19 protein-coding genes and 1 tRNA gene are annotated in these 24660 nt (G+C 74.2%); 5 read left to right on the forward strand and 15 right to left on the reverse strand.

From position 1 onward, the window contains the following. Positions 1 to 168 precede the first annotated feature (168 nt). The 4 genes from ACFZCF_RS04210 to ACFZCF_RS04225 all read right to left on the reverse strand — a co-directional run bounded on the left by ACFZCF_RS04210 (position 169) and on the right by ACFZCF_RS04225 (position 6027). The gene (locus tag ACFZCF_RS04210) at positions 169 to 1584 is read right to left on the reverse strand and encodes a Cys-Gln thioester bond-forming surface protein (RefSeq protein ID WP_391284484.1); all 1416 of its coding nucleotides are present in this window, start codon (positions 1582 to 1584) and stop codon (positions 169 to 171) included. Between the two features lie 257 nt (positions 1585 to 1841). Then, complete coding sequence (locus ACFZCF_RS04215) at positions 1842 to 2333, reverse strand: single-stranded DNA-binding protein (RefSeq protein ID WP_391284486.1); 492 nt, start codon at positions 2331 to 2333, stop codon at positions 1842 to 1844. A 228-nt stretch (positions 2334 to 2561) separates the two neighbouring features. Continuing rightward, positions 2562 to 4406, reverse strand: coding sequence for a GTPase (locus ACFZCF_RS04220; RefSeq protein ID WP_391284488.1), 1845 nt, complete (start codon positions 4404 to 4406; stop codon positions 2562 to 2564). 1 nt (position 4407) lies between these two features. Beyond that, positions 4408 to 6027, reverse strand: coding sequence for a dynamin family protein (locus ACFZCF_RS04225; RefSeq protein WP_391284490.1), 1620 nt, complete (start codon positions 6025 to 6027; stop codon positions 4408 to 4410). 299 nt (positions 6028 to 6326) lie between these two features. Between ACFZCF_RS04225 and ACFZCF_RS04230 the strand changes: the two genes are divergently transcribed. Beyond that, a tRNA-Arg gene (locus ACFZCF_RS04230) sits at positions 6327 to 6399 on the forward strand. A gap of 161 nt (positions 6400 to 6560) precedes the next feature. Here ACFZCF_RS04230 and ACFZCF_RS04235 read toward each other — a convergent pair. Continuing rightward, the gene (locus ACFZCF_RS04235; RefSeq protein ID WP_391284492.1) at positions 6561 to 7709 is read right to left on the reverse strand and encodes an ABC transporter substrate-binding protein; all 1149 of its coding nucleotides are present in this window, start codon (positions 7707 to 7709) and stop codon (positions 6561 to 6563) included. A gap of 284 nt (positions 7710 to 7993) precedes the next feature. Here ACFZCF_RS04235 and ACFZCF_RS04240 point away from each other — a divergent pair, with 284 nt between their 5' ends. Next, positions 7994 to 9166 (forward strand): DNA glycosylase AlkZ-like family protein, encoded by a 1173-nt coding sequence (locus ACFZCF_RS04240; RefSeq protein ID WP_391284494.1) that lies wholly within the window; start codon positions 7994 to 7996, stop codon positions 9164 to 9166. Here the strand turns inward: ACFZCF_RS04240 and ACFZCF_RS04245 are convergent. The 4 genes from ACFZCF_RS04245 to kdpF are packed head-to-tail and all read right to left on the reverse strand — an operon-like array spanning position 9160 to position 13671. Further along, on the reverse strand, positions 9160 to 9810 hold the full coding sequence (locus tag ACFZCF_RS04245; RefSeq protein ID WP_391284496.1) for a potassium-transporting ATPase subunit C: 651 nt from the start codon (positions 9808 to 9810) through the stop codon (positions 9160 to 9162). The genes ACFZCF_RS04240 and ACFZCF_RS04245 overlap by 7 nt on opposite strands. An 8-nt stretch (positions 9811 to 9818) precedes the next feature. Next, positions 9819 to 11912, reverse strand: a complete 2094-nt coding sequence (gene kdpB, locus ACFZCF_RS04250; protein ID WP_391284498.1) for a potassium-transporting ATPase subunit KdpB — start codon at positions 11910 to 11912, stop codon at positions 9819 to 9821. After that, the gene (kdpA, locus tag ACFZCF_RS04255; protein ID WP_391284501.1) at positions 11909 to 13573 is read right to left on the reverse strand and encodes a potassium-transporting ATPase subunit KdpA; all 1665 of its coding nucleotides are present in this window, start codon (positions 13571 to 13573) and stop codon (positions 11909 to 11911) included. The genes kdpB and kdpA overlap by 4 nt, the downstream gene beginning before the upstream one ends. Before the next feature lie 8 nt (positions 13574 to 13581). Beyond that, positions 13582 to 13671 (reverse strand): K(+)-transporting ATPase subunit F, encoded by a 90-nt coding sequence (gene kdpF / locus ACFZCF_RS04260; protein ID WP_123452475.1) that lies wholly within the window; start codon positions 13669 to 13671, stop codon positions 13582 to 13584. Between the two features lie 415 nt (positions 13672 to 14086). Between kdpF and pucL the strand changes: the two genes are divergently transcribed. Next, positions 14087 to 15007 (forward strand): factor-independent urate hydroxylase, encoded by a 921-nt coding sequence (pucL, locus tag ACFZCF_RS04265; RefSeq protein WP_388441110.1) that lies wholly within the window; start codon positions 14087 to 14089, stop codon positions 15005 to 15007. 10 nt (positions 15008 to 15017) lie between these two features. On the opposite strand, the gene crcB is transcribed toward pucL, so the two are convergent. Both crcB and ACFZCF_RS04275 read right to left on the reverse strand, forming a co-directional pair. Further along, a complete protein-coding gene (gene crcB / locus ACFZCF_RS04270) occupies positions 15018 to 15371 on the reverse strand; it encodes a fluoride efflux transporter CrcB (protein ID WP_391284505.1) in 354 nt (117 codons plus the stop codon). 91 nt (positions 15372 to 15462) lie between these two features. Next, entirely contained in the window at positions 15463 to 15876 is a 414-nt protein-coding gene (locus ACFZCF_RS04275; protein ID WP_391284507.1) for a CrcB family protein, read from the reverse strand. A gap of 529 nt (positions 15877 to 16405) precedes the next feature. On the opposite strand from ACFZCF_RS04275, the gene ACFZCF_RS04280 reads away from it, so the two are divergent. Continuing rightward, complete coding sequence (locus ACFZCF_RS04280) at positions 16406 to 17662, forward strand: IS701 family transposase (protein WP_388441118.1); 1257 nt, start codon at positions 16406 to 16408, stop codon at positions 17660 to 17662. Between the two features lie 140 nt (positions 17663 to 17802). On the opposite strand, the gene ACFZCF_RS04285 is transcribed toward ACFZCF_RS04280, so the two are convergent. From ACFZCF_RS04285 to ACFZCF_RS04300, 4 genes are all read right to left on the reverse strand, one after another. Continuing rightward, the gene (locus ACFZCF_RS04285; protein WP_391284509.1) at positions 17803 to 19842 is read right to left on the reverse strand and encodes a helix-turn-helix domain-containing protein; all 2040 of its coding nucleotides are present in this window, start codon (positions 19840 to 19842) and stop codon (positions 17803 to 17805) included. A 157-nt stretch (positions 19843 to 19999) separates the two neighbouring features. Next, positions 20000 to 21007, reverse strand: a complete 1008-nt coding sequence (locus tag ACFZCF_RS04290; RefSeq protein ID WP_391284511.1) for a BTAD domain-containing putative transcriptional regulator — start codon at positions 21005 to 21007, stop codon at positions 20000 to 20002. A 298-nt stretch (positions 21008 to 21305) separates the two neighbouring features. After that, positions 21306 to 21773, reverse strand: coding sequence for a DUF1772 domain-containing protein (locus tag ACFZCF_RS04295; protein WP_388441126.1), 468 nt, complete (start codon positions 21771 to 21773; stop codon positions 21306 to 21308). A gap of 223 nt (positions 21774 to 21996) precedes the next feature. Further along, a complete protein-coding gene (locus tag ACFZCF_RS04300) occupies positions 21997 to 23640 on the reverse strand; it encodes a von Willebrand factor type A domain-containing protein (RefSeq protein ID WP_391284513.1) in 1644 nt (547 codons plus the stop codon). 266 nt (positions 23641 to 23906) lie between these two features. Here ACFZCF_RS04300 and ACFZCF_RS04305 point away from each other — a divergent pair, with 266 nt between their 5' ends. Continuing rightward, the gene (locus ACFZCF_RS04305; RefSeq protein WP_391284515.1) at positions 23907 to 24635 is read left to right on the forward strand and encodes a DNA-binding response regulator; all 729 of its coding nucleotides are present in this window, start codon (positions 23907 to 23909) and stop codon (positions 24633 to 24635) included. Positions 24636 to 24660 lie beyond the last annotated feature (25 nt).

Consider the following 24660-nt stretch of genomic DNA (forward strand, 5'->3'; position numbering starts at 1 on the left):
GGCAGATACACCCATCTTGCCGCACTGCCGCCCCCCGACGGAAACCAGTACCGGGCGCGCGGGCGCCGGATGTGGGACGCCGGACGCGTGACGGCCCCGGACGCGGGCGCGTCCGGGGCCGTCGGGTCACGGGGTGCGATCACCCCGTGACGTCATGCGCTGCCGTGACTACTGACCGGCGGCGGCCTTCTTCTTGCGGAGGAAGAACACCGCGCCTCCGCCGACCAGGACGAGCGCGACGGCGATGCCGGCGATCATCGGGGTGGCGTTGGAGCTGCCGGTCTCGGCCAGGTCACCGCCGGTGGTGCCGGTGGTGCCGGTGGAGGCGTCCGTGGCGGTGGGCGCCGGGGTGGACGCGCTCGCCGAGGGGGTCTCGGTGGGCGTGCCGGTCGACGGGGTCGCCGACGGGGTGCCGGTGGACGACGGCTCCGGGCTCGGGGCGGTCTTGCAGTCGAGGACGCCCTGGAAGGACTTCGAGAAGCCGTTCGGGCCGGTGATCGTGAAGTCGTACGTCGCGTCCTCGGCGACCGGGACCGTGACGGTCTTGGACTCGCCGGCCTTGATCGTGTAGGAGACGCCCTTCACGTCGAAGGTCCAGTCCTCGTCGCCCTCGTTGGAGGCGGTGATGTCGAGGCCGCCCTTGGCGCAGTTCTCGGTGACGGTGACGGCCGGGACCGCCCCCTTCTTCGCCCAGGCGGCGGTGACCTCGGTGTTGATCGTGGACTTGCTGCTGCCGGCCAGGATCAGGGTCTGCTCGTGGCCCTCGACGCTGGCGAAGACACGGCCGATGGCGACCTCGGTCTCGGCCTGCAGACCGATCTTGGTGGTGCCGTCGGGGGTGCCGGCCGGGACGTCCAGGAAGAGCTCGGTGTTGTTGCTCGCCGAGGTGACGGCCTTGCCGTCCTTGTCCACGACCTTGACGTTCGCCGGGGCGTCGGCCGGGAGCGAGACCTTGACGGCGCCGTCGGCGGCCGTGGTGGTGACCTTGACCGGGCCGAGCTTGTCGCCGGCCTTGCCCGCGATGGACGCCGGGGCGGCGGCCAGGGAGACCTTCGGCTCCTCCTGGTCGGGCGCCTTGGCGGCCTCGGCGACCAGGTAGGCGGTGAGCGCCTTGGCCTCGGGGTCGACCGGGGTGGCGGTGACGTTGTCCGAGTACTTCCAGATCGCGGCCTGGGTCGCGGTGGCGGCCTCGTCGCCCGTCAGGGCGGCGACGCCGGCCTTGCCGGCCAGCGCGCCGAGGTCGTTCACCTCGGGGTAGGAGTGCTGCAGGATCCAGCGGATCTTGCCGGCGTTCGGGTTGTCGTGGAGGGTCGACTTGTCCCAGTCGGTCTCCTTGTACTTCGTCTCCGGGTCGGTCGGCGTCAGCAGGTCGATGCAGTACGCCTGCAGCGAGCCGCCGCCGTCGACGGTCAGCTCGAAGAGACCGCCCTCGATCGGGTCGCCCTCCTCCTTGCCGATCCAGATGTCGCCGAACTCCTTGAGGTGGCCCAGCGTCGCGTCGGCGCCGCCGTCGGCCATCGCCGGTCCCGCGAGGGCTATCGCGCTGGAGGCGACCAGGCCCGAGACCAGGGTCGCCGCGGCCAAACGGGCAGCAGCGCGCCCACGGACTGAAAACATTGCATTCCCCTCCGGGCGAGTCGCTCCGCGAACTTGGTCGATTCACGTGGGGGGAGCGCCCGCCAGCAGACTCAGTGACTCGATGGGCTCACGTGCCGCATGAGTACTCGGGAATCCTAGGGAGGCGGAAGCTCCCGGTCCCCGGTCATACAGCGAGATAACCATTCCGTCTCGGAATCGTTATGTCCTCGGCGAGTTGGTCGACAAATAGCCACAACTCAAGGTCAGGGAGCGGTTACCAGCTGGTGCGCGGCCTCCGTCCAAGGGTCCCTTCCGTCCGCCGGCGCGAGCCTCGGCACCGCCTCCGGCGCCTCCTCGTTCTCCGTCAGGTCGCCCTCCCCCGGGGCCCTCGGCTCCGCCCGCGACGTCCTCCGGAACGCCGAGGTCCCCCGCGTCAGGTCGTGGCCGACGGCGAGCGCGTCCACGTCGACGAAGGTCTTGCGCTGCCCGTCCCGCTCGTCCTCACGGACCTTCAGCCTCCCGTGCACCACCAGCGGTTCGCCCACCGAGACGGAGGCCATCAGATTGGCCCCGAGCGCCCGCCACGCCGAGACCGTGTAGAAGCTGGTGGCGCCGTCCGTCCAGACCGCCCGCTCGCGGTCCCACCGCCGAGCGGTCACCGCGAACCGGAACCGGGTCACCGGCCCGGCCGGCGTGTCCCGGAAGTCCAGCGCCGTCGCCACGTTCCCCACCAGCGTCACCGTCGTGTCGTTCATGTCCGTCCCTCTTCCTCCGCCGTTCCAACCTCTGTGACGACCATGCTGACGCGGCGAGGAAAAGCCCGCCGACGCCTGTGGACGACCGACGACCTGTGGACAACTCGCCCACCCGATCGGGGGATCGACGGGGCGGGCGGGACAGGTGATGAGGGACGGGGGGCGGGGGGTGGGGTGCGGGGGGTGGGGGACGGGAGCGGGCGGGTCTCCTAACCGGAGGCGGGTCCCTTACCGCAGGCGGGTTCCCGTCCGCGTCGCACCCAGCCGGAGGGCGCCGCCGCGGCCGCCGCCGCCCCGGCCGCTCGTGCGGCCGCCCGCTCCGACGATCCTCGGCGAGGGCCGGGGGCCGGCCACCTTCGCGTACTGCTCGCGCACCTCGCGGTAGCGCAGCAGTTCGGCGGAGACGGGGTCGAGGACGCGGGCCCGGCCGCATGCGGCGGCCGCCTCCGCGAGGGCGCGTTCGGCCTCCTGCCCGTACCTCCGGGCCGGTCCCTTCACCGCGCTCTCGCAGGCCCATTCGATGAGCGGGCCGCCGGCGATCCCGCCCAGCATCACCAGGACCGGCGGCAGCAGGCCGGGTTCCACGACGCCCACGATCTGGCCGACCAGCCAGAGCGCCCCGAAGAGTTGAAGGAGCGTCATCAGGGCCTGGGCGAGGACGGCGGCCGGCCACCAGGCGGGGCGCGGCGGCCGGGCGGCGGGGTCGCCGAGGGAGGCGGCCAGCTCGTCGAGCGCCTCGGGCAGCCCTTCGGCGCCGCGCGCGGCGGCCTCCCGCACGGCGTGGGCCCAGGGCGCCGGCAGGCCCCGCGAGGCCTCGTCGGCGACGATCCGTACCGCCTGTTCGACGCGCTGTCGGGCCGTCAGTTCGTCCTCGACGGGCGCGGCGAGCCGGGGGTCGGTGGAGCCGTGTGCGCGCTTGCGCCCGTACCAGCGGTGGAGCCGGAGCCACGGCGAGCCGCAGGCGCGGATGGCGCCGCGCCGCCAGACCCGTTCGGCCGCCTCGCCGGCCGCGTGCGCGCCGACGGCGACGGCGAGCCGGCCGGCGAACTCCTCGCGGCTGCGCTCCCCGAGGCCCGCCCGCGCGTCGGCGGCGACGTACGCGGGCCGCAGCCTGGCCGCGGCGGCGTCGATGTCGGCGGCGATGCGCCGCTCGGGGGCGGTGCGTTCCTGGACGAACCGGGCGAGGAGTTCGCGGAGTTCGGACACGCCCTCGCCGGTGAGGGCGGAGACGGGCAGCACGGTGGCGCCGGGTTCGCCGTGCTCGCCGAGGGCCATGCCGTCCTCGTCGAGGAGGCGGCGCAGATCGTCGAGGACGAGTTCGGCGGCCTCGGGGGCGAGCCGGTCGATCTGGTTGAGGACGACGAAGGTGACCTCGGCGTGTCCGGCGAGCGGCCGCAGGTATCGCTCGTGGAGGGCGGCGTCGGCGTACTTCTCCGGGTCGACGACCCAGATGACGGCGTCGACGAGGCCGAGCGCGCGGTCGACCTGGTCGCGGTGGGCGGTGACGGCCGAGTCGTGGTCGGGCAGGTCGATGAGGACGAGCGGCTGGAGTGCGGCGTCGGCGGCGCCGCCCGCGAGGGGGCGCCGGCGCAGCCGGCCGGGCACGCCGAGCCGGTCGAGGAGTCCCGCGGCCCCCTCCGACCAGGTGAGGGCGAGCGGGGCGGAGGTGGTGGGCCGGCGCAGTCCGGTCTCGGAGACGGAGACGCCGGCGAGGGCGTTGAAGAGGGTGGACTTGCCGCTGCCGGTGGCGCCGGCGAGGGCGACGACGGTGTGCCGGGAGGAGAGCCGCTGGCGGGCGGCGGCCTCGTCCAGGACCCGCCCGGCCTCGGCGAGCGCGTCGCCGTCGACCCGGGTGCGGGAGAGCCCGACGAGTTCGTGGAGGGCGTCGAGCCGCGCCCGCAGCCCGGCGCCGTACGTCCCTCCGAACCCCCGCGCGTCCTCGCTGTCGGCCTGCGTCTCCGGGTCGGCCTCGGGGGCCGTGTCGCCGGGGGCGAGTCGTGCGGCGGCCCGCCGGGCGATCAGCCCGTCGTCCCACCGCACGCGGTCGTCGTTCTCCGTCGCCTTCTCGGCCACGTCACTTCTCCTTCTGCAGTACGGAGAGCGCGGCGATCAGCTCCGCCTGCGGCTCGGGGGTGACGTCGAGGGCGTCGAGCGGGGCGAGGCGCCGGTCGCGCTCGGCGTGCAGGACGCGGTCGACGTGGGTGAGGACGAGGTCGCCGCCCTTGTCGCGCAGACGCAGGGCGGCTTGGGCGCCGAGGAGTTCGGCGAGCCGCTCGCCGGCGGGCCGGGCGCGGCGGCCGCCGAGGAGGGAGGCGGCGAGCAGGGCGGCGACGGTCTCGGCGTCGGGGACGGCGGCGCGGGCGGCGCCGCGCCCGGCGGGCTTCTCCACGCCGCGCACCTCCTCCTCGGCCAGCTCCTCCAGGACGCGCCGCCAGCGCCGTACCTCCAGGCCGACCCGCTCGGCGACGGCCCGGTCGCCGCCGTCGGGGACCGCGTCGAGGGCGCCCGCGGCGGGTTCCCGCCGGTGGGCGTCCCGAATCGATTCCTCTGCGGCGGAGACGGCGCAGTGGAGGAGGGCGGCGAGTGACTCGGTCAGGGCGTCGAGGAGTTCGTCGGCGGTGCTGTCGCGCGGGTAGGCGCGCCACCGGGCCCGCGCGTCCCCGGCGAGCACGGCGCCCTTTCCCAGTTCCTTCCTGACCCGCGCCCCCTGGTGCCGGTAGGCGCTCTCGACCGCGCCCCGGAGCCGTACGGCGGCGGCGTACTGCGCGGCGACGGCGCCCGCCAGCTCGGGGAGCCGCTGGTCGAGCGAGTCGATGACGCCGGTGGCGGTGCGGGAGACGGCCTGCTGGCGCGCGGCCGGGTCCTCGGCCCGGTGCGCGAGCCAGCCGCGGAGCGCGGCGACGGCGCTCTCCGGCAGCAGCCCGCTGCCGCCGCCGGTCGACTCGGGCAGCTCGGGGATGGTGAAGCGGGGCACGTCCCCGAGCCCGGCCTTGTCGAGCAGCGCCTCGTACTGCCGGGAGACCTCGCCGATGACCTGGTGGGGCACCCGGTCGAGGACGGTGACGAGCATGGCGTCGTACTCCTTGGCGGTACGCAGCAGGTGCCAGGGCACGGCGTCGGCGTACCGGGAGGCGGTGGTGACCATCACCCAGATGTCGGCGGCGCACATCAACTCGGCCGCGAGCAGCCGGTTCTCGACGACGAGGGAGTCGATGTCGGGGGCGTCGAGGAGGGCGAGCCCCCGCGGCAGTCCGGCGGCGGTCTCGACCCGCAGCGCGTTGTCCTCGGCGTCGCCGTCGTCGCCCGGGTGGTCCTCGTCGGTCTGCGGCAGCCAGACCCGGGTGAGCTGCGGCAGCACCCGCAGCCCCGCGAACCAGTGCTGGTCCTCGGGGTGGCAGACGAGCACCGGCGTCCGCGTCGTCGGCCGCAGCACCCCCGCCTCGCTGACCCTCCGGCCGACGAGCGAGTTCACCAGCGTCGACTTCCCGGCCCCCGTCGACCCGCCCACGACGGCGAGCAGCGGCGCGTCGGGGTCCTTCAGCCGCGGCACCAGGTAGTCGTCGAGCTGCGCGAGCAGCTCGGTGCGCGTCTGCCGGGCGCGTGGCGCGTCGGGCAGAGGAAGGGGAAGACGCACGGCCGCGACTCGGTCGCGCAGGGCGGAGAGTGCGTCGATCAGCTGAGGCCGTTCGTCCAAGGTCACCACATGCGAAGAATGCCCAATTTATGAGCGTTTTTGAAGCGTATGGCTACCCTGCGCGCCGAAGAAGAGGAGCCCGGCCGGAACCCCGGGCATAACGAGTGCACAACACCCGCCGCGCATGGCGCGAAAAGCGCTGCGCAAATCGCACCTGCCTGCGATTATCGGTTCGCTTCACCGAACCTCCACATAGTGCCACGCAGGCGAAGCACCCGGGCCGAGCCGCCAGGACCCCTATCCTTGTCCCGGCAGCCCCACCCCACCCACCCGGGCCACCAGGCCCAGGGCCACCACCGGCCCCCGTAGCTCAGCGGATAGAGCAGGTGCCTTCTAAGCACTTGGCCGCAGGTTCGAGTCCTGCCGGGGGCGCACAGCGGGACCCCTCCTTCGGGAGGGGTCTTTTTGCTGGTCGGGGGTGGATTTCGGTCACGGCGAGGTGGACGGAAGGGCTCCCTCGGCGGCTGGATCCGTTCCATGGAGTCCGGTCGGAGGAGGCGGGCGGGGCGGATGGGGACGGGAGTTCGAAAGGTTCAGCGGGTCAGGAGGGGGCGGAAGCGGGTGGGGTTCGCGGGGTCACGGTCGGTCACCTGGACCGGGGGGTCGGGCCACTGCCAGACGGGGGCGGAGGGGGACGGGCGGGTGAAGCGGATCTCGCCGCGGGTGCCTTCCACGGTCACCGTCGGCCAGGCGGCGGCGAGGGACGCGGGGTCCGGGCCGTGGGTGCGGAGGGCCTCCGCGAGGACGGTGATCGTGTCGTAGCCCTCGAAGGCCACGAACGAGGGTTGGGCGCCGAGGCGGGTGCGGAGGGCCGCCTCCACGCGGGCGCCGAGGGGGGTCGGCCGGGCGGGGAGGTAGCGGAGGAAGGGGACCCCGCCGGCCTCGTCGCCCAGCAGCGCCGCCCACTCGGCGAACTCCGGCTGGCCGGCCGGCGCGCCGATCAGGACACCGGTGAGGCGCGGGTCGCGGTGGGCGGCCCGGCGGACGGCCCTGACCAGCTCGACCGCCGGGTCCGGGAAGCCGGTGAGGAGGAGCAGCGCCGTCGCGCCGTCGGCGGCCAGCGCGTCGGTGAGCGCCGCCGGGTCCAGGGCGCGTGCGTCGAGTTCCGTGACGGTGCCGCCGCGCGGGGCCAGGTGCTCGCGGAGGATGCGGGTGCCCGCCGCCCAGTAGGCGCTCGGTTCGGTCGCGACCGCGAGGCGGGTGTGGCCCGCGGCGAGGAGGAAGTCCGCGTAGACGCGCCAGCCGTGGGACTGCGCGGGGGCCAGGCGCGCCACCCGTTCCGCCGGTGCGTCGGTCAGCGTGTCGATCACCGCGGAGGAGCAGAGGTACGGCAGGCCGAGGGCCTCGGCGCGGGCGGCGGCGGCCCGGGCCACGACGCTGTGGTACTCCCCCGCCAGGGCGACCGCCCCGAGGGCGGCCAGTTCGTCCACGGCCGCCTCCGCCCGGCGCGGGTCGGCCGCCGTGTCCCTGACCAGGAGTTCCAGGGGCCTGCCGCCGGCCCCTTCCCCGGTGCCGGCCCCTTCCCCGGTGCTGGCCCCCTCCCCCGCGGTGACGCCTCCCGCGGCGTTGACCTCTTCCACGGCCAGTTCCAGGCCGGCCAGCAGATGCCGGCCCGCCTCCGTCCAGCCGGGGCGGCTCAGCGGTGCGAGGGCGCCGATCCGGAGGACGGGTGAGGTGCTCATGGGCGGGGCTCCTGGGGGTCGGGGTGCGTGGGGTGTGCGGTGCGCTCCTCATTGTTCGTGCGGGGCGGATCGGGCGGGGTGGATTTCCGGACGGCCGCCGGACTTTCGCCGCGCTCTCCAGGAGCATCTCCAGGGCCGCCGGGTGGACGCCGGTGGGCACGCGGGCCACCGGGCGGGGACGGTGGCGGGGACGGGGGCGGGGGCGGGGGCGGTGGCGGTGAGGTGAGGGGCTGCGCGAGCGGTGACATGGGGGGCTGTCGGTGGTGCCTGTCACCATCGGAGCCATGACCGCGTCCGTGGAGCCCGTCCTCACCGCCCGTGCCCTCAACCGGGCCACGCTCGCCCGCCAGTTGCTGCTCGCGCGGGAGCCGGTGTCCGTGGAGGAGGCGGTACGCCGGGTGGTGGCGCTCCAGGCGCAGCAGCCGGGCTCGCCGTACGTGGCGCTGTGGAACAGGACGGCGGGCTTCGACCCGGCCGGGCTCGACGCGGCCGTCGAGGGTTTCCGGCTGGTCCGCTCGACGTTGATGCGGATCACCCTGCACCTCGTGCACGCCGACGACTACCGGCCCTTCCGGGCGGCGGTGGAGCCGACGCTGCGCGGCAGCCGGCTGCGGGACCGGCGGTTCACCGACACCGGGCTCACCCCGGAGGGTGCCGACACGCTGCTGCCGGAGCTCCTCGCGTACGCCGGGCGCGCCCGTACCGGCGAGGAACTGCGGGCACGTGCGGAGGAGTTGTGGGGCGGCGGGCGGCTCACCCCGGCGGCGGGGCGGCTGCTGCGGCAGTACGCGCCGCTCTGGCACGTGCCGAGCGGCCCACCGTGGCAGTACCTCGCCTCCCCCGGTTTCGTCGCCGCCCCGCCCGGGCCGCCCACGGCCGGCCCGGAGGCCGCCGCGGCGGGACTGAGGACGCTGGCCCGCCGCTATCTCGCGGGGTTCGGCCCGGCGTCGGCGGCGGACCTGGGCCAGTTCGGTCTGGTGCAGCGCGGCCGGGCCCGTACGGCGCTCGACGCGCTCGTCGCGGAGGGCGCGGCGGAGGTCCTGGCGGGCCCGGACGGGGCGGTCCTGTACGACCTGCCGGGGGCGGCCCGCCCGGACGGTGCCGTGCCCGCGCCGCCGCGCCTGATGGCGATGTGGGACAGCACGCTGCTCGCGTACGCGGACCGGAGCCGGATCGTCCCGGCGGCGTACCGGAAGCACGTCATACGGATCAACGGCGACGTGCTGCCGACGCTCCTGGTCGACGGGTACGTGGCGGGGGCCTGGCGGCCGGTCGGGGGCGGGATCGAGGCGGCGGCCTTCCGCCCGCTCTCGGCGGCCGACTGGGACGGGCTCGCGGCCGAGGCGGCGTCCCTGGGGGCGTTGCTCGCCGGCCGCGATCCACGGGTGTACGGGCGGTACGACCACTGGTGGACGAAGGGCCTGCCGGCGGCCGAGACCCGCTTCCTGCCCTACTGACGGCCGGCCAGCTCGCGCAGGGCGATGTTGAGCTCCAGGACGTTGACGCGCGGTTCGCCGATGAAGCCGAGGATCCGGCCCTCGGTGTGGTCGGCGACCAGCTTCCCGACCGTCGCGGCGTCGAGGCCGTTGCGCTCGGCGACGCGGTGGACCTGGAGCCGCGCGTACTCCGGGGAGATGTGCGGATCGAGGCCGGAGCCGGAGGAGGTGACGGCGTCGGCGGGTACGTCGGACGGCTTCACGGTGTGGCCGGCCGTGGAGTTGTCCTCGACGACGGCGGCCTTGGCGTCCTTCACCCACCGGATCAGGTCCTCGTTGTCGCCCGACCGGTTCGTCGCCCCGGACAGGATGATCGAGTACCGGGTGTTGACGCTGTTGGTGCCGAGGCCGCGGGACGGGCGGGGCTGGAACCAGCGCAGGTCGGGGGCGTCGCCGTCGAGGTAGGTCTGGCCGATGAGCGCGGAGCCGACGGTCTTCCCGGACGCGTCCTCGATCGCGGAGCCGTTCGCCTTGCCGGGCATGGTCAGTTGGGCGACGCCGGTGACGGCGAGCGGGTAGAGGACGCCGCAGACCAGGGTGAGGACGAGGAGGGCGCGCAGGCCCGCCCAGAGCACGCGGCCGGTGTTTCCTACGGAGTTGTTCATGGCGAGGGTCAACCGATTCCGGGGATGAGGGTGAGGAGCACGTCGATGAGCTTGATGCCGACGAACGGGGCGACCAGGCCGCCGAGTCCGTAGACCGCGAGGTTGCGGCGGAGCATCGCGTCGGCGCTGGAGGGGCGGTAGCGCACGCCCTTCAGCGCGAGCGGCACGAGGGCGACGATGATCAGCGCGTTGAAGACGACGGCGGAGAGGATCGCGGACTCGGGCGAGTGCAGGCCCATGATGTTGAGCTTGTCCAGCGACGGATAGGCGACCGCGAACATCGCGGGGATGATCGCGAAGTACTTCGCGACGTCGTTGGCGAGGGAGAAGGCGGTCAGGGCGCCACGGGTGATGAGGAGTTGCTTGCCGATCTCGACGATCTCGATGAGCTTGGTCGGGTCGGAGTCGAGGTCGACCATGTTGCCGGCCTCCTTCGCGGCCGACGTGCCCGTGTTCATCGCCACGCCGACGTCCGCCTGTGCCAGCGCGGGCGCGTCGTTGGTGCCGTCGCCGGTCATCGCGACGAGCCTGCCGCCGGTCTGCTCGCGCTTGATGAGGGCCATCTTGTCCTCGGGGGTGGCCTCCGCGAGGTAGTCGTCGACGCCCGCCTCCTCCGCGATCGCCTTCGCGGTCAGCGGGTTGTCCCCCGTGATCATGACCGTCCTGATGCCCATGCGGCGCAGCTCGTCGAACCGCTCCCGCATGCCCTCCTTGACGACGTCCTTGAGGTGGATCACACCGAGGACGCGGGCGCCCTCGCCGTCCTCCACGGCCACGAGCAGCGGCGTCCCGCCGGCCTGGGAGATCCGGTCCGTGAGCGCCTGCGCGTCCTCGGCGGCGTCGCCGCCCCGCTCCCTCACCCACGCCAGGACCGCACCGGTCGCGCCCTTGCGGATCCTGCGGCCGGCGGCGTCCACGCCCGACATGCGGGTCCGGGCGGTGAACGCGATCCACTCGGCTCCGGGCAGTTCGCCCCGGTGGCGCTCGCGCAACCCGTACCGCTCCGTCGCGAGGGCGACGACCGAGCGGCCCTCCGGGGTCTCGTCGGCGAGGGACGACAGCTGGGCGGCGTCGGCGAGCTCGGCCTCCGCGGCCCCCCGGACCGGCACGAACTCGGCGGCCCGCCGGTCGCCCAGGGTGATCGTGCCGGTCTTGTCGAGCAGCAGGGTGGAGACGTCGCCGGCGGCCTCGACGGCCCGCCCGGACAGGGCGAGGACGTTGCGCTGCACGAGCCGGTCCATGCCGGCGATGCCGATCGCGGAGAGCAGGGCGCCGATCGTGGTGGGGATGAGGCAGACCAGGAGGGCGGTGAGGACGATCAGCGAGGTCTGTCCGTCGGCCCCCGCGTAGATCGCGAAGGGCTTCAGGGTCACGACCGCGAGCAGGAAGACGATCGTCAGCGAGGCCAGCAGGATGTCGAGGGCGATCTCGTTGGGGGTCTTCTGCCGGGCGGCGCCCTCGACGAGGTGGATCATCCGGTCGATGAAGGTCTCGCCCGGCCTGGCCGTGATCCTGACGACGATCCGGTCCGACAGGACCTTCGTGCCGCCCGTGACCGCGCACCGGTCGCCGCCGGACTCGCGGATGACGGGCGCCGACTCGCCCGTGATGGCCGACTCGTCGACGGACGCCACGCCTTCGACGACGTCTCCGTCGCCGGGGACGACGTCACCGGCCTCGCAGACGACGAGGTCGCCGACGCGCAGTTCGGTACCGGGGACGCGTTCCTCCTCGCCGCCGGCGATCCGGCGGGCCACGGTGTCCGTCCTGGCCTTGCGGAGGGTGTCGGCCTGCGCCTTGCCGCGGCCCTCGGCCACCGCCTCCGCCAGATTGGCGAAGACCGTGGTCAGCCACAGCCAGGCCGCGACCGCCCAGCCGAACCGGTCGCCGGGGTGCAGGGCGGCGAGGACGGTGGTGACGACCGAGCCGACGAGCACCACGAACATGACCGGCGACTTCGCCATCACGCGCGGGTCGAGCTTCCTGAGCGCGTCCGGGAGGGAGGCGAGCAGCTGCCGGGGGTCGAAGAGCCCGCCGCCGACGCGTCCGGCTCCGGCGGGCGCATCGGTCCCGGGGGGCCGGGTGGGGGTGAGGGTGCTCATGCTGCGAGTCCTTCGGCGAGCGGGCCAAGGGCGAGGGCCGGGAAGTAGGTGAGACCGGTGACGATCGTGAGGGTGCCGACCAGCAGGCCCGCGAACAGCGGCTTCTCGGTCCGCAGCGTGCCCGCCGTCTCGGGTACGGGCTGCTGCGCGGCCAGTGAGCCGGCCAGGGCGAGGACGAACACCATCGGCAGGAACCGGCCCAGGAGCATCGCGATGCCGATCGTCGTGTTGAACCACGGGGTGTCGGCGTTCAGCCCCGCGAACGCCGAACCGTTGTTGTGGGCGCCCGAGGTGTAGGCGTAGAGGATCTCGGAGAAGCCGTGCGCGCCGGAGTTCGTCATCGAGTGCGCAGGGGTGTCGAGGGCGAGCGACGCGGCCGTGAAGCCGAGGACGAGCGCCGGGGTGACGAGGAGGTGGCAGGCCGCGAAGGTGATCTCGCGGGTGCCGATCTTCTTGCCCAGGTACTCCGGCGTGCGGCCGACCATCAGGCCGGCGAGGAACACGGCGATGACCGCCATGATCAGCATGCCGTACAGGCCGGAGCCGACGCCGCCGGGCGCGATCTCGCCCAGCTGCATGCCGAGCATCGCGATGCCGCCGCCGAAGCCGGTGTACGAGGAGTGGAAGGAGTTCACCGCGCCGGTGGACGTCAGCGTGGTGGCGACCGCGAAGAGCGAGGAGCCGGCGATCCCGAAGCGGGTCTCCTTGCCTTCCATCGCCCCGCCCGCGAGCTCGAACGCCGTTCCTCGGCCGGCGAACTCGGTCCATGCCATCAGCGCGGTGAAGCCGAGCCAGATGACGGCCATCGTGCCGAGGATCGCGTACCCCTGCCGCAGGGAGCCGACCATCCGCCCGAAGGTCCGGGTCAGCGCGAAGGGGATGACGAGGATCAGGTAGATCTCGAAGAGGTTCGACAGCCCGTCGGGGTTCTCGAAGGGGTGGGACGAGTTGGCGTTGAAGTAGCCGCCGCCGTTCGTGCCCAGCTCCTTGATGGCCTCCTGCGAGGCCACCGCGCCGCCGTTCCACTGCTGTGTCCCGCCGGTGAACCGGCCGACCTCGTGGATCCCGGAGAAGTTCTGGATCACCCCGCACGCCACGAGGACGAGGGCGCCCACGACGGAGAGCGGGAGGAGGATCCGCACGACCCCGCGGACCAGGTCGGCCCAGAAGTTGCCCAGTTCGCCGGTGCGGGACCGGGCGAAGCCGCGTACGAGCGCGACCGCGACGGCCATGCCGACCGCCGCCGACACGAAGTTCTGCACGGCCAGGCCGCCGGTCTGGACGATGTGGCCCATGGCCTGCTCGCCGTAGTACGACTGCCAGTTGGTGTTGGTGACGAACGAGGCGGCGGTGTTGAAGGCCTGGTCCGGGTCGATCGACACGAAGCCCAGCGAGCCGGGCAGCGAGCCCTGCGCCCGCTGGAGCCCGTAGAGGAACAGCACGCCGACCACGGAGAAGGCCAGCACCCCGCGCAGGTAGGCGGGCCAGCGCATCTGCACCGACGGGTTCGCGCCGATCGCCCGGTAGACCCACCGCTCGAAGCGGAGGTGTCTCTCCGAGGAGTACACGCGCGCCATGTGGTCGCCGAGCGGTCTGTACGACAGACCGAGGGCGGCCACCAGCGCGAGGAGCTGGAGCACTCCAGCGAGGACAGGACTCATCTCGGGACTCAGAACCTCTCGGGCTTGACGAGGGCGAGGACGAGATAGCCCAGGAGGGCGGCGGCCACGAGGAGACCGACGACGTTCTCGGCGCTCACGGCTTGGCCACCCCCTTGGCGATGAGCGCCACCAGCGTGAAGACCGCGAGCGTGGTGGCGACGAAGGCCAGGTCGGCCATCGTGACTCCCTGGGGAAGGAGGAGGGGATTCTCGGACGAGACGAGGAAACCTCCTTCCCGCGCCCCCGCCGCCTTCGTTGACGCGCCCCTGACGCCGCCACCGCCCGTCTTGACGGTTCCCCTACGAGCCGGCCCTTCCGGGGCTCCCCCATTGCCAGTGACCTTCCGGCCGCTTATCTTCGAGCCACACCTACGGACCGGGATGCTCGTCAGTCCCGGGGCGGTCCGCCGTTCACGGGCCGGACGGCGGGGAGCGCACGACCGCGGGACGCGGGCGCGCTGGACGCCGGGCGTACGGGATACCCGTATCCGCGTACCCGCAGGAGCTGAACCGCATGAGCAAGCACGTCCTGGCCCAGAACCAGTACGGCAAGGCCGAGAACCGCATCGTCAGGATCGCCCGCAAGGGCGGCGAGGACGGCGCCTGGCACGAGATCCGCGACCTGAACGTGTCGGTGGCGCTGCGCGGCGAGTACCGCGACGTCCACCTGACCGGCGACAACGCCAACTGCCTGCCGACCGACACCACCAAGAACACGGTCTACGCCTTCGCCAAGGAGCACGGCATCGCCTCCCCCGAGGCGTTCGCGATCCTCCTCGCCAAGCACTTCGTGACCTCCCAGGAGGTGATCCGCGAGGCGCAGATCCGCGTCGAGGAGTTCGCCTGGGAACGGATCCCCGTCCCGACCCGCAAGGAGCAGCACTCCTTCGTCCGCAAGGGCCAGGAGGTGCGCACCGCGCAGGTCACGTACAGCGAGGCCACCGGTCTCCAGGTGCTGTCCGGTCTGAAGGACCTGACCGTGATGAACTCGACCAACTCCGAGTTCCACGGCTTCATCAAGGACGAGTACACGACGCTCCAGGAGGCGTACGACCGGATCCTGGCCACCAAGGTCACCGCCCGCTGGGCGAACTCCGCCACGGCCGCGGCGGACCCGGAGCACGACTGGGACCGCTCCTACCAGAAGGCCCGCCGGCACATGCTGGAGGCGTTCGCGGAGACGTACAGCTACTCGCTCCAGCAGACCCTGCACGCGATGGCCTGCCGGGTCCTGGACCACGTGCCCACCGTCAACGAGGTGCGCCTCAACCTGCCGAACAAGCACCACTTCCTGGTGGACCTGGAGCCCTTCGGCCTGAAGAACGACAACGAGGTGTACTTCGCGGCGGACCGCATGTACGGCCTCATCGAGGGCACCATCCACCGCGACGGCGTGCAGCCGGTGATCGCCACGTCCGACTGGATCACCGCCTGACGGGCGCCCGCTAGAGCAGCCCGGCCGCCTCGGTCCCCAGCCATACGGCTCCGAGCCCGGCGGCCAGGCTGCCCGCCACGTTCAGCACCGCGTACCCCTTCGCCCCGTCCTCGTACAGCTTCAGCGTCTCGTACGAGAAGGTCGAATACGTGGTGAGGGCGCCGCACAGGCCGGTGCCGAGCAGCAGCTGCGCCCGCGCCGAGGCGACGCCGGTGAGCAGGCCGAGGGCGAACGAGCCCACCACGTTGACGATGAGGGTCCCCCAGGGGAAGAGCGAGTCGCGGCGGGCCCGCACGGCCCGGTCCGTGAGGTGGCGCAGCGGCGCGCCCACGGCGGCACCGAGGGCCACGAGCAGCCAGTTCACCCCGTCGGCGTCCCTTCCGCGGCGTCGGCGGCCCCCGGACGGCCCGTCAGCGGCGCGCCGGGTTCCGGTCGGCGGGCGCCCTCCCACCGGGTCATGCCGGCTCCCTCCGCACCCACAGGGCCCGGCCCGCGGCGACCCCGCCGACGACGGCGGCGAGCGCGGTGAGCAGGGTGCCGCCCAGGTAGAGGACGCCCTCGACGGGGCTGCCCGCGCCGAACAGGCCCCGGGCGTCCAGCGCGTACGTCGAGAAGGTGGTGAAGCCGCCGCAGAACCCGGTGCCGAGGAAGGGCCTCAGGAGCGGGTGCGGGGCCTCCGGGGCCTCGGTCGCGAAGACCATCAGGAGGCCGATCGCGGCGCAGCCCACGGCGTTGACCAGGAAGATCGTCCAGGGGAAGGTGCCGGGCGCGGTCGGCCAGGCGAGGGTCGCGGCATAGCGGGCGGACGCGCCGAGCACACCGCCCGCGGCGACCACCGCGACGACCGGCGCCTGCTCCCGGATACCCATGTCCCCAGGTTAAGGGTGGTGCGAGGCGCACGGGCCGCGGTACCGGCCTGGGGCATTAACCGGGTCGTGCCCGTGCCGCCTCGCTCTGCGATGGTCCGGCGACGGAGCGCGACGGGTCAAAGCCGCGCCGGTGAGTCTGTCAGCTCCTCCCGGAAGGCCCACGGACCGAGCGGCGAGGCGGATGCGGCTCGACGTCGGAGGCGGGTGCGGCTCGGTGCCGGGGGCGGATGCGGCTCGACGTCGGGGCGGATGCGGCTCCGTGTCGGAGGGTGTGGTCCGGCCACCACCCCCGGGGCCCGGGGTGGGTGCGGGGGCACTCGGCGGGCGGTCCGGGGGCGGTTCGGGGGTGTCGTGTGGCCCGCGGGGAAGGGGCCGAAGCCCAGGTCAGGGGTGGGGAGGTGGTCCGGCCACCATCAGGAGGCCGATTCGGGTGCCGGGTCCACCTCGTCGGGAGGGGGGTGGAGGCGAGACGGTGGAGGCGCAGCGGGAGGCAGCTGCGCAACCCTCGGGCAGGACGGGCAGGAGTGTCGTGAGTACATCCGTCGCAATCAAGCGCGGGGCGGTCGCCGTGGCCGTCACGCCGACCGTTCCGCGCCCCCGGGTCCGTACCGTTCCCCGGGCCGCCGCACCGCGTCCCGGCGCGGACGTCTACACCGAGCTGACCTCCGCGCTCTTCTCCGGCTTCGCCCGCCGCGACCAGCGGCTGAAGGCCGAGCAGTACCTGCACGGGCTGCTCACCGCCCAGGGCCGCAAGTCGATCCGGAACATCGCCGCGCAGATCGGCGGCCCGGCCGCCGAGCAGAGCCTGCACCACTTCATCTCCAGCTCCACCTGGGACTGGCAGCCGATGCGCGCCTCGCTCGGGCGGTTCCTGGAGCGCGGCGGGCACCCGCAGGCCTGGGTGGTGCGGCCGATGCCGATCCCGAAGGCCGGCGAGCACTCGGTGGGTGTGGACCGGCGCTTCGACCCGGAGCGCGGGCAGGTCTTCCAGGGCCAGCAGGCCTTCGGCGTGTGGTTCGCCGGGGAGGAGCTGAGCGCTCCGGTCAACTGGCGTCTGTTCCTGCCGGATCCGTGGGTCAAGGACCGGACGCGGCGCGACCGCGCGGAGGTCCCCGAGGAGGCCGGCGAGGAGACGCTGGAGGAGTGCGCGGTCTCCGCGGCCCTGGAGACGGCGAGCTGGACCGACATCACCCGCAAGCCGGTGCTCCTCGACATCCGGGGCGGCGCGGGGCGGGCGGCCCTGACGCGGCTCGCCGCGGCCGGGGTGCCGGTGGTGGCGCGGATCGGGGCCGGTTCGCGGCTCGCGATCGCGGACCGCTCGCTGCCGGGTTTCGGCGCGGGCCCGCTTCCGGCGGCTCAGATACTGGAATCCCTGAAGGGACTGCGGCGACCGGTGAGCTGGGTGGACACGGTGGGCGGCGCGCGGACCTCGCGGACCTCGCTCGCGACGGCCGTCCGGGTGGCGCTGCCGTCGCCCGGCGGGGAGCGGATGCGGCCGCTGATGCTGCTCGGCGAGTGGGACGACCCGCGCCGCGGCCCGGCCCGGGTGTGGATCAGCGACCTGACGCAGGCGACGGTCGGTTCCCTGCTGCGGCTGACGAAGCTGGCGCAGCGGGTGGAGCGGGACTTCGCCGCGGTCGGCGAGGCGGCGGGGCTGCGGGACTTCGTGGGCCGTTCGTACCGCGGCTGGCACCGGCACATCACGCTGGCCTCGGCCGCGCACACGGCGACGGTGCTCGGCTCGTCGTGGGACACGGCGTGCGACGCCCCGCGGCGCGCCGGTTAGGACCTCTCCTCCGGCCGGGCGACCCCCGGCCGTCCGCCCGAGCCCGCCCCAACGGGCCACCGGGGCCGGAGGGTGCCCGTCCGCTCGGCGCGGACGGGCGCCCACGCGCGCGTGGCGGGCGGAGCGCGGGGGGTTCGCGGTCAGTCGAGGGGACGGGCGGGCGCCGTGGCGGCTCTGCGGCGGCCCAGCACCTCGCGGGTGCGCTGCAGGCGCAGCGCGAGCTGGACCTCCAGGACCTGGCCGGGTTTCTGCCATTCGGGGCCGAGGAGTTCGCCGATGCGCTCCAGGCGGCGGGAGACGGTGTTGGGGTGGACGTGCAGGGCCTCGGCCGCGTTGGTGGGACTGCCTCCGGAGGCGAAGTACGCCTCCAGGGTGCGGGTGAGGTCGGTGAGCCGCTCGGCGTCGTAGTCGAGGACGGGTCCGATCGCGTTCTCCACGAAGCCGTCGACATCGTGGTCGTCGGAGAGCAGCATCCCGAGGAAGCCGAGGTCGGCGGCGGCCGCGGCGGAGCCCGTACCGCCGAGGGCGCTCATCGCGTCCAGGCAGCGCAGCGCCTCCGCGTACAGCGGGCCGACCGCGTCGGGGCTGGCGCCGGGTCCCGCGGCGGCGACGGAGACGGGGTGGCCGAGGAGCGGGGTCAGTTCCTCGGAGACGGCGGAGGCGGCGGCGGAGGCGTCAACTCCGGGGAGCAGCAGCACCACGCAGCCGCCCTGCACGGTCTTGAGGCCGGAGAGCCGGTACGCGTAGGAGGACGCCCAGACCACCGCGCGGCCCTGCTCGCCGCCCTCGGGGCGGGCGACCACGAGGACGTGCGGTTTGCGCAGGTCCACGCCGAGTCGCCGGGCGCGCCGGGCGCTCTGCTGCGGGGCGTGCGGCGGGTCGGCGATGAGGTCGTCGAGGAGTTCGTCGCGGACGGGCCCCTCGGCGACGGCGGTGGAGCGCTGCATCAGGAGGAGCAGGGCGACGGACTGGGCGACGAGTTCGAGGAGCCGTTCGTCCTCGTCGGTGAGTCCGCCCTCGACGCGGACGACGAGGCCGCCGAGGTCCTCGGAGCCGGCGATGACGGGGGCGACCCAGACGGAGTCGGCGGCGAGGACGGGCCGGCGGAGCGCGTGGGCGTCGAGGGAGGCCTTGGCGACGGCCTCCTCGTCGAGTCCGGGGAAGTCGCCGCAGGCGGCGAGGCGCCGGCCGCCGGGGTCGCGGACCATCACGGTGGCGTCGAGGGCGTCGCCCGCCGCCTTGGCGACGTGCGGGAGGTCGCCGCCGGCGAGGACCAGGTTCATGATCCGGCCGTGTGCCTCGGAGACGTGCCGCATCCGGGCGAGGCTGGTGCGCACGCGGGCGCTGTCCCGTTCCAGTTCGAGGAGTTCGGCGCGGGTGCGGTCGAGGAGGCCGGCCTTCTCGACGGCGAGGGCGGCAAGGTCGGCGAGGGCGCCGAGCAGGGCGATCTCCTGCGGGGTGTGCTCGCGGACCCGGCGGTCGGCGCCGAAGAGGGCGCCGATGACGGAGTCCCCGCTGCGCAGCGGGACGGCGAGGATGGCGCGGAGTCCTTCGGCGCGGACGGCCTCGTCGCCGGGGTCGACGACCTCGGCGTCGTCGAGGGCGGCGGCCGGGTCGGGGGCCGCGCCGCTGGTGAACCGCTCGTCCGCGGGGTAGTCGGGCGTCCAGATGGGTTCGCCGGTGCGCTGGACGACGCCGCCGAGGCAGTTCCCGGCGCCGATGCGCAGGCCGACGCTGAGGCCGGGGCCGGTGGTCTCGCCGGTGTCCCCTCCGGTGCGGGAGCCCTCGGTGACGCGGATGTAGCAGGCGCCCTGGGGGCCGCGGAGGGTCACGTACGCCATGTCGAGGCCGAGGAGCCGGCGGGCGCGGCGGGTGACGATCCGCAGCAGGCCGTCCAGGTCGTAGCTGAGCGTCAGATCGCGGGCGGTGTCGGTGAGGACGGCCAGGGAGGCGCCGCTGCGGGCGGCGCGGGCCCGGTCGGTGGCGCGCTCGTCGTGGAGGGAGCGGGCGAGGGCGACGGCCCGCTCCAGGCGGCCGAGCCCGGCGCCGTCGAGTCCGGCGAGGCGGGCCTCGTCGACGAGGGCGTCGAACTGGGCGGGAGCGCCCTGCCCGGCGAGCAGTTCCAGGACGGCGAGCAGCGCGTCGGCGCCCGCGCCTTGGTCCTCGCCCCGCTTGTCCATCTCCCCCACCCCCGTCGTCAAGCTTAAATCGGGCACCTCGGAGAAAACCCGTCCTCGCGGCCGAAACTAATTCGGTCCCGGAAGCGGGTCAACGGTGACGTGCGGCACTTCATTCCCCGGGCTCCGCCGTCCCGTGGCGGGCGGAGCCCACGGCGCGTCAGACGGCCATGGCGACGCCCGCGGTGACGGTACCGGCACGGACCGGCTTGGGCTGAGCGGGGACGCGTGCCACCGCGGGGCCGTACCAGGTGACGGCGGGCGTCTCCTCGGCGGCGGGCGCGCGCGGGGGCGCGGGCACGACGGCGTACCCGAAGAGGCCCTCGGAGGTGCCGCCGAGCGGGGAGCGGCCGGCGGCCGCGGCGCCCGCGCGCGTGTGGCGGACGGCGAGGACCGAGTGCTGCAGTCTGCGGAGGCGGGCGGAGGGCTCCATGCCGGTCTCCCGGTGGAGGACCGTGCGCAGCCGTTCGTAGACGGCGAGGGCCTCTTCGTGGCGCCCGCAGCGGAGCAGGGCGACCATGAGGTGGGCCTGGAGCGGCTCGTTGGTGGCGTAGCGGGCGGCGAGCCCGGGGAGTTCGGAGAGGATCGCCTCGTGCCGGCCGAGGCCGAGCTGGGCCTCCACCCACTGGTCGAGGACGCTGAGGCGGGCGGACTCCAGGCGTTCTATCTCGCGGCGGAGGCAGGGGCCTGCGGCCACGCCCGCGTACGGCTCGCCGCGCCACAGGGCGAGGGCCTCGCCGAGCCGCAGCGAGGCGCGGGCCAGGTCGCCGGCGTCCATGGCGCGGTAGCCGGCGCCGGCCGCGCGCTCGAACTGGCCGATGTCGTGGATGCCGACGCCGGTGTCGAGGCGGTAGCCGCCGGGGAGCGAGACGAGGACGGCGTCGGCGGTGCGCCGCTCGGTCCAGCCGCCCGCGCCTGCGTCCTCCTCCGACTCGTGGAGGGCTCGGGCGATCAGCGCCCGGAGCTCCGCGATGTGGGTGGCGATCTCGGTGCGGGCGCCGCGCGGGGCGCCGGACGGCCACAGCTCCTCGGTGAGGACGGTGACGGGCACGACCTGGCCGGCGAAGGCGGTGAGAAGGGCGAGAACCTGGCGTGGCGCGGCCGCTGTCGGGGTGATCGGTACCCCGCCCTCGCGGACCGACAGTCCCCCCAGGATGTGGATGTCCACTATGCCCCCTCGGTTGTCTGCGCAAGCGGATGCTCGGGTTGATTAAAAAAAGACCCCCCTGGTCATGTCAATAAGAAACCGGAAGGTATGAAATCCAGGTCCCTAAAATGGGAGAGGTTCGCCTGGTTTGGTAGCAAATAAGGACGTCGCGTTCCCGCCAGGGGCCGAAAGCCGATGCGTGTCAGCAGCATGTTTCGGACTCGGGGGTTTGGTTTCACAGGGACCCTGTGGATGCCGGGAGCGTGATCTTCGATGAGTTCGCGCCATCCGGGTGGCCATCCCGACCCGACGGTCTGTTTCAGCCGACCGCCGCGGCGGTGAGCAGACCGAAGGAGGCGAGGATCAGAGCGGTGCGGATCCGGTGGTAGCCCGTCCAGCGCGCCTCGAAGGCGGCGCGGGTCGCCGACGGGTCCTCGTCGGGGCCCTCGGCCGCCGCGAGCGCGTTGTTGAGCGGGACGTTGCCGACCACGGTGACCAGGTGGTTGAGGGCCGCGCACACGAAGCCCGCGAGGACCAGCCACCGCTGCGCCCCGGTCCGCCCCTCCACCGGCACCAGGTAGGCGGCGACGGGGAGCACCGCGGCGGCGGCGAAGACCGTCAGGAAGACGGCCCTGGGCACCTCCTCGTTCACGCGGCGCATCGCGGTGACGAACGCGGCGTCCGGGAGACGGCCCAGGGCGGGCATGACGCCGGTGAGGAAGACCAGGAGGAAACCGGCGTAGAGGCCGGTGCTTCCGACGGCGAGGGCGAGCAGCAGGGTGGCCATGGGGTCATGATGCCGCGCCCGTGGCGGAGCCGCCCGTTCCCCTCCGGACCCACGGGCCACCCCCGTTGGGCCGCGCGGACGCGGAGGCGCGGGGCACCCCGGTACGCTTCCGCGCCTCTTCCGCCCGTACACCTCCGCGCCTCTTCCGCCCGTACGCGTCCGGCCCCTGCCACACGCGCGTGGCAGGGGCCGGAGAGCCGGGCGTACGGAGGGGGCGAACGGATCAGGCGTACGGGTCGCCGGAGCGGAACTCCCCCTCGCCGTCAGGGCGTTCCCCGAGGAGCCGATCGGCCTGCCGCACCGCCTCGGCCAGTTCACCGACCACCGCCGAACCGGAGCGGCCCCGGATCGCGTCGGCGTGGTCGGCGAGCGCACCGAGGCGCGGGGCGCCCGGCAGCCTGCCGCCACGCAGCTCCTCCGCGAAATAGGCGGAGATCGCCGAGAGTTGCAGACTGTCGTGGCCGCCCTCCCAGAGTCCGGCGCGCAGCGCGCCCGTCTCGACCGTGCCCGAACGCTCCCGCGCGGCACGGGAGTCGGGGTCGAGCCAGCGGACGGTGGCGGTGGCGACCCGGCCGCTCGCCCCGGGCCGGGTCTTCACCGCGTAGAGGGCGGTGACCGTGTGCCCGGCGCCGACCTCGCCGCCGTCGACCCGGTCGTTCCTGAAGTCCTCGTCGGCGACCTCGCGGTTCTCGTAGCCGATCAACCGGAAGCGCTCCACGGTGTCCCGGTCGAAGGCGACCTGCGCCTTGGCGTCCCGGGCGCGCAGCTCCACCTGCGCGGGCAGCTGGTCGACGAAGACCTTCCGGGCCTCCTCGCGGGTGGAGACGTACGCGGTCTGGCCGTCGCCCTTGTCGGCGAGCCGCTCCATGAGCGCGTCGCCGTAGTCGCTGCCGACGCCCACGCCGAAGAGGGTGACGCCCTTCTCACGGCGCTGCTCGTCGATGCGGCCGAGGAGCGCGTCGGCCGCCGTCTCGCCGGTGTTGGCGAGGGCGTCGGAGAGCAGCACGACCCGGTTGGTGGCGCCCTTCCGGTGCCCCTCGGCGGCCACATCGTAGCCGGTGCGCAGGCCCGCCTCCAGGTTGGTGGAGGAGCGGACGGCGAGGGAGTCGACGGCCTCGCGGACCCGGCCGCGGGCGTCGCCGAGGCGGGTCATCGGCAGCAGGGTCTCCGCCTCGTCGCTGAAGGCGACCAGGGCGACGGAGTCGTCGTCGCGGAGCTCGTCGGCGGCGAGCCGCAGGGCGTGCTGGGCGAGGTCGAGCCGGCCCGGCTCGTTCATGGAACCGGAGACGTCGACGACGAAGGTGAGGGCGGCGGGCGGGCGTTCGCCGGCCCGGTCGGCGCCCCGGGTGGCGAGGCCGACCCGGACGAGGGACCAGCCCTCCTCGCCGGTGCGGGCGCCGTCGACGGTGACGCTGAAGCCGTCGTCGGCGGGGCGCGGGTAGTCGGGGCGGAAGCTGTTGACGAACTCCTCCGGCCGGACGGTGGCGGGGTCGGGCAGCCGGCCCTCGGCGAGCGAGCGGCGGGCGTAGCCGTACGAGGCCGTGTCGACGTCCAGGGCGAAGGTGGAGAGGTAGTCGGGGGCGGGGCTCGGGGCCCGCTGCTCCCCCTCGGGCGCGCCGGAGGGCCGCTGGCCACCGGGCCCGTCCGTCCGCCCGTCGGCCGGGGCGGGTGGCGCGGCGGTGCCGCCGCCGGCGGGGAGCCGCGGCGCGGCCTGGCGGTGGTCGGCCGAGTCGCCGGACGAGTCGGCCGACCCGCCGGAGCAGCCGCCGGCGAGGAGCGCGGCGGCGAGCGCCCCGGCGAGGGCGGCCTTCCGGGCGACACCTGTGGACGTGCTCGTGACGGCGCTTCTCCGGTGCGGTCGTTTCATGGACAACTCCCCCTTCGCGTACGGGCCTTGCGCCGGACGCGGCGCACCCCGGGGCGGGGCGGGGCCGTGTCCGGGCCTCTGCGACTGTGACGAACGGGAGGCGCGGGTGGACCCCGCGAAGGAGTTGCGGATGGATCTCGATGTGGCAACGGAAGGCGGAACGGGGGCCAGTGGCATGGAGTCGCCAGGTTTGTCCACAGGGGTTGTCACCGTACGGAGTCGCATGAGTACATGGAGTGGACATCGATCGGCGGGGGTGGTCAGCGGTGGCAGAGAGCGCGGGCTCCGTGATGCTCGCCCGTTCGGCGATGAACCGGGCCGCGGCCGAGGGACAGCGGCCGGCGGGGCGCTCGGTCCGGGGTGCGCGGCGCATCAGCGCGGCGCTCGCCGGGCTGGCCGCCTCGACCCGGCACGAGCTGCTGACCTTCGACGACCCGGTGGCGTCGGCGTCGCGCGCGATCCCCGAGCCGTTCCTGGAGCTGGCGGGAGCGTGCATGCGCGCGGCGGCGGAGCGGGCCGGGGAGGTGCGGCGGATCGTGCCGCGGCACGCGCTGCCCCGGCTGGAGGACGGGCCGCGGATACCGGGGCGGGCGCGGTTCGCCGACGCGATCCCGTTCAAGCTGATCGTGGTGGACCGGACGGTGGCGGCGGTGCCGCTCGACCTGGAGCTGCTGTACAACGGCCTGCTGCTGATCCGGGACCCGGTGGTGGTGCAGGCGCTGGTGCGGGCCCATCAGGCCTGCTGGGCGGCGGCGGAGGAGCTGGTCCGCCTGCCGCCGCCCCGGCCGGCGGGCGGGCCGGCGGGCGGGCCGCCCGAGCTGCTGCGGCCCGTCCTGGAGGCGCTGGTCTCGGGGCTGACGGACGAGGCGGCCGCGGCCAGGCTCGGCATGTCGGCGCGGACGTACAGCCGGCGGGTGGGCGAGCTGATGGCCGCCCTGGGAACGACGAGCCGCTTCCGCGCGGGAGTGGAAGCGGCTCGGAGGGGGTGGTTGTGAGACCGCGGTACGAGCGGGCCGGTCA

Origin of the sequence: Streptomyces sp. NPDC007945, from assembly GCF_042958885.1 — a bacterium.
Classification (GTDB): Bacteria; Actinomycetota; Actinomycetes; order Streptomycetales; family Streptomycetaceae; genus Streptomyces.

What these genes read in the sequence shown, in the direction of transcription:
- ACFZCF_RS04215 (WP_391284486.1), bottom strand. Translation starts at nt 2,333, where the DNA reads ATGAACGACACGACGGTGACGCTGGTGGGGAACGTGGCGACGGCGCTG.
- ACFZCF_RS04235 (WP_391284492.1), bottom strand. Translation starts at nt 7,709, where the DNA reads ATGAGCACCTCACCCGTCCTCCGGATCGGCGCCCTCGCACCGCTGAGC.
- ACFZCF_RS04240 (WP_391284494.1), top strand. Translation starts at nt 7,994, where the DNA reads ATGACCGCGTCCGTGGAGCCCGTCCTCACCGCCCGTGCCCTCAACCGG.
- ACFZCF_RS04245 (WP_391284496.1), bottom strand. Translation starts at nt 9,810, where the DNA reads ATGAACAACTCCGTAGGAAACACCGGCCGCGTGCTCTGGGCGGGCCTG.
- kdpB (WP_391284498.1), bottom strand. Translation starts at nt 11,912, where the DNA reads ATGAGCACCCTCACCCCCACCCGGCCCCCCGGGACCGATGCGCCCGCC.
- kdpA (WP_391284501.1), bottom strand. Translation starts at nt 13,573, where the DNA reads ATGAGTCCTGTCCTCGCTGGAGTGCTCCAGCTCCTCGCGCTGGTGGCC.
- pucL (WP_388441110.1), top strand. Translation starts at nt 14,087, where the DNA reads ATGAGCAAGCACGTCCTGGCCCAGAACCAGTACGGCAAGGCCGAGAAC.
- ACFZCF_RS04275 (WP_391284507.1), bottom strand. Translation starts at nt 15,876, where the DNA reads ATGGGTATCCGGGAGCAGGCGCCGGTCGTCGCGGTGGTCGCCGCGGGC.
- ACFZCF_RS04285 (WP_391284509.1), bottom strand. Translation starts at nt 19,842, where the DNA reads ATGGACAAGCGGGGCGAGGACCAAGGCGCGGGCGCCGACGCGCTGCTC.
- ACFZCF_RS04295 (WP_388441126.1), bottom strand. Translation starts at nt 21,773, where the DNA reads ATGGCCACCCTGCTGCTCGCCCTCGCCGTCGGAAGCACCGGCCTCTAC.
- ACFZCF_RS04300 (WP_391284513.1), bottom strand. Translation starts at nt 23,640, where the DNA reads ATGAAACGACCGCACCGGAGAAGCGCCGTCACGAGCACGTCCACAGGT.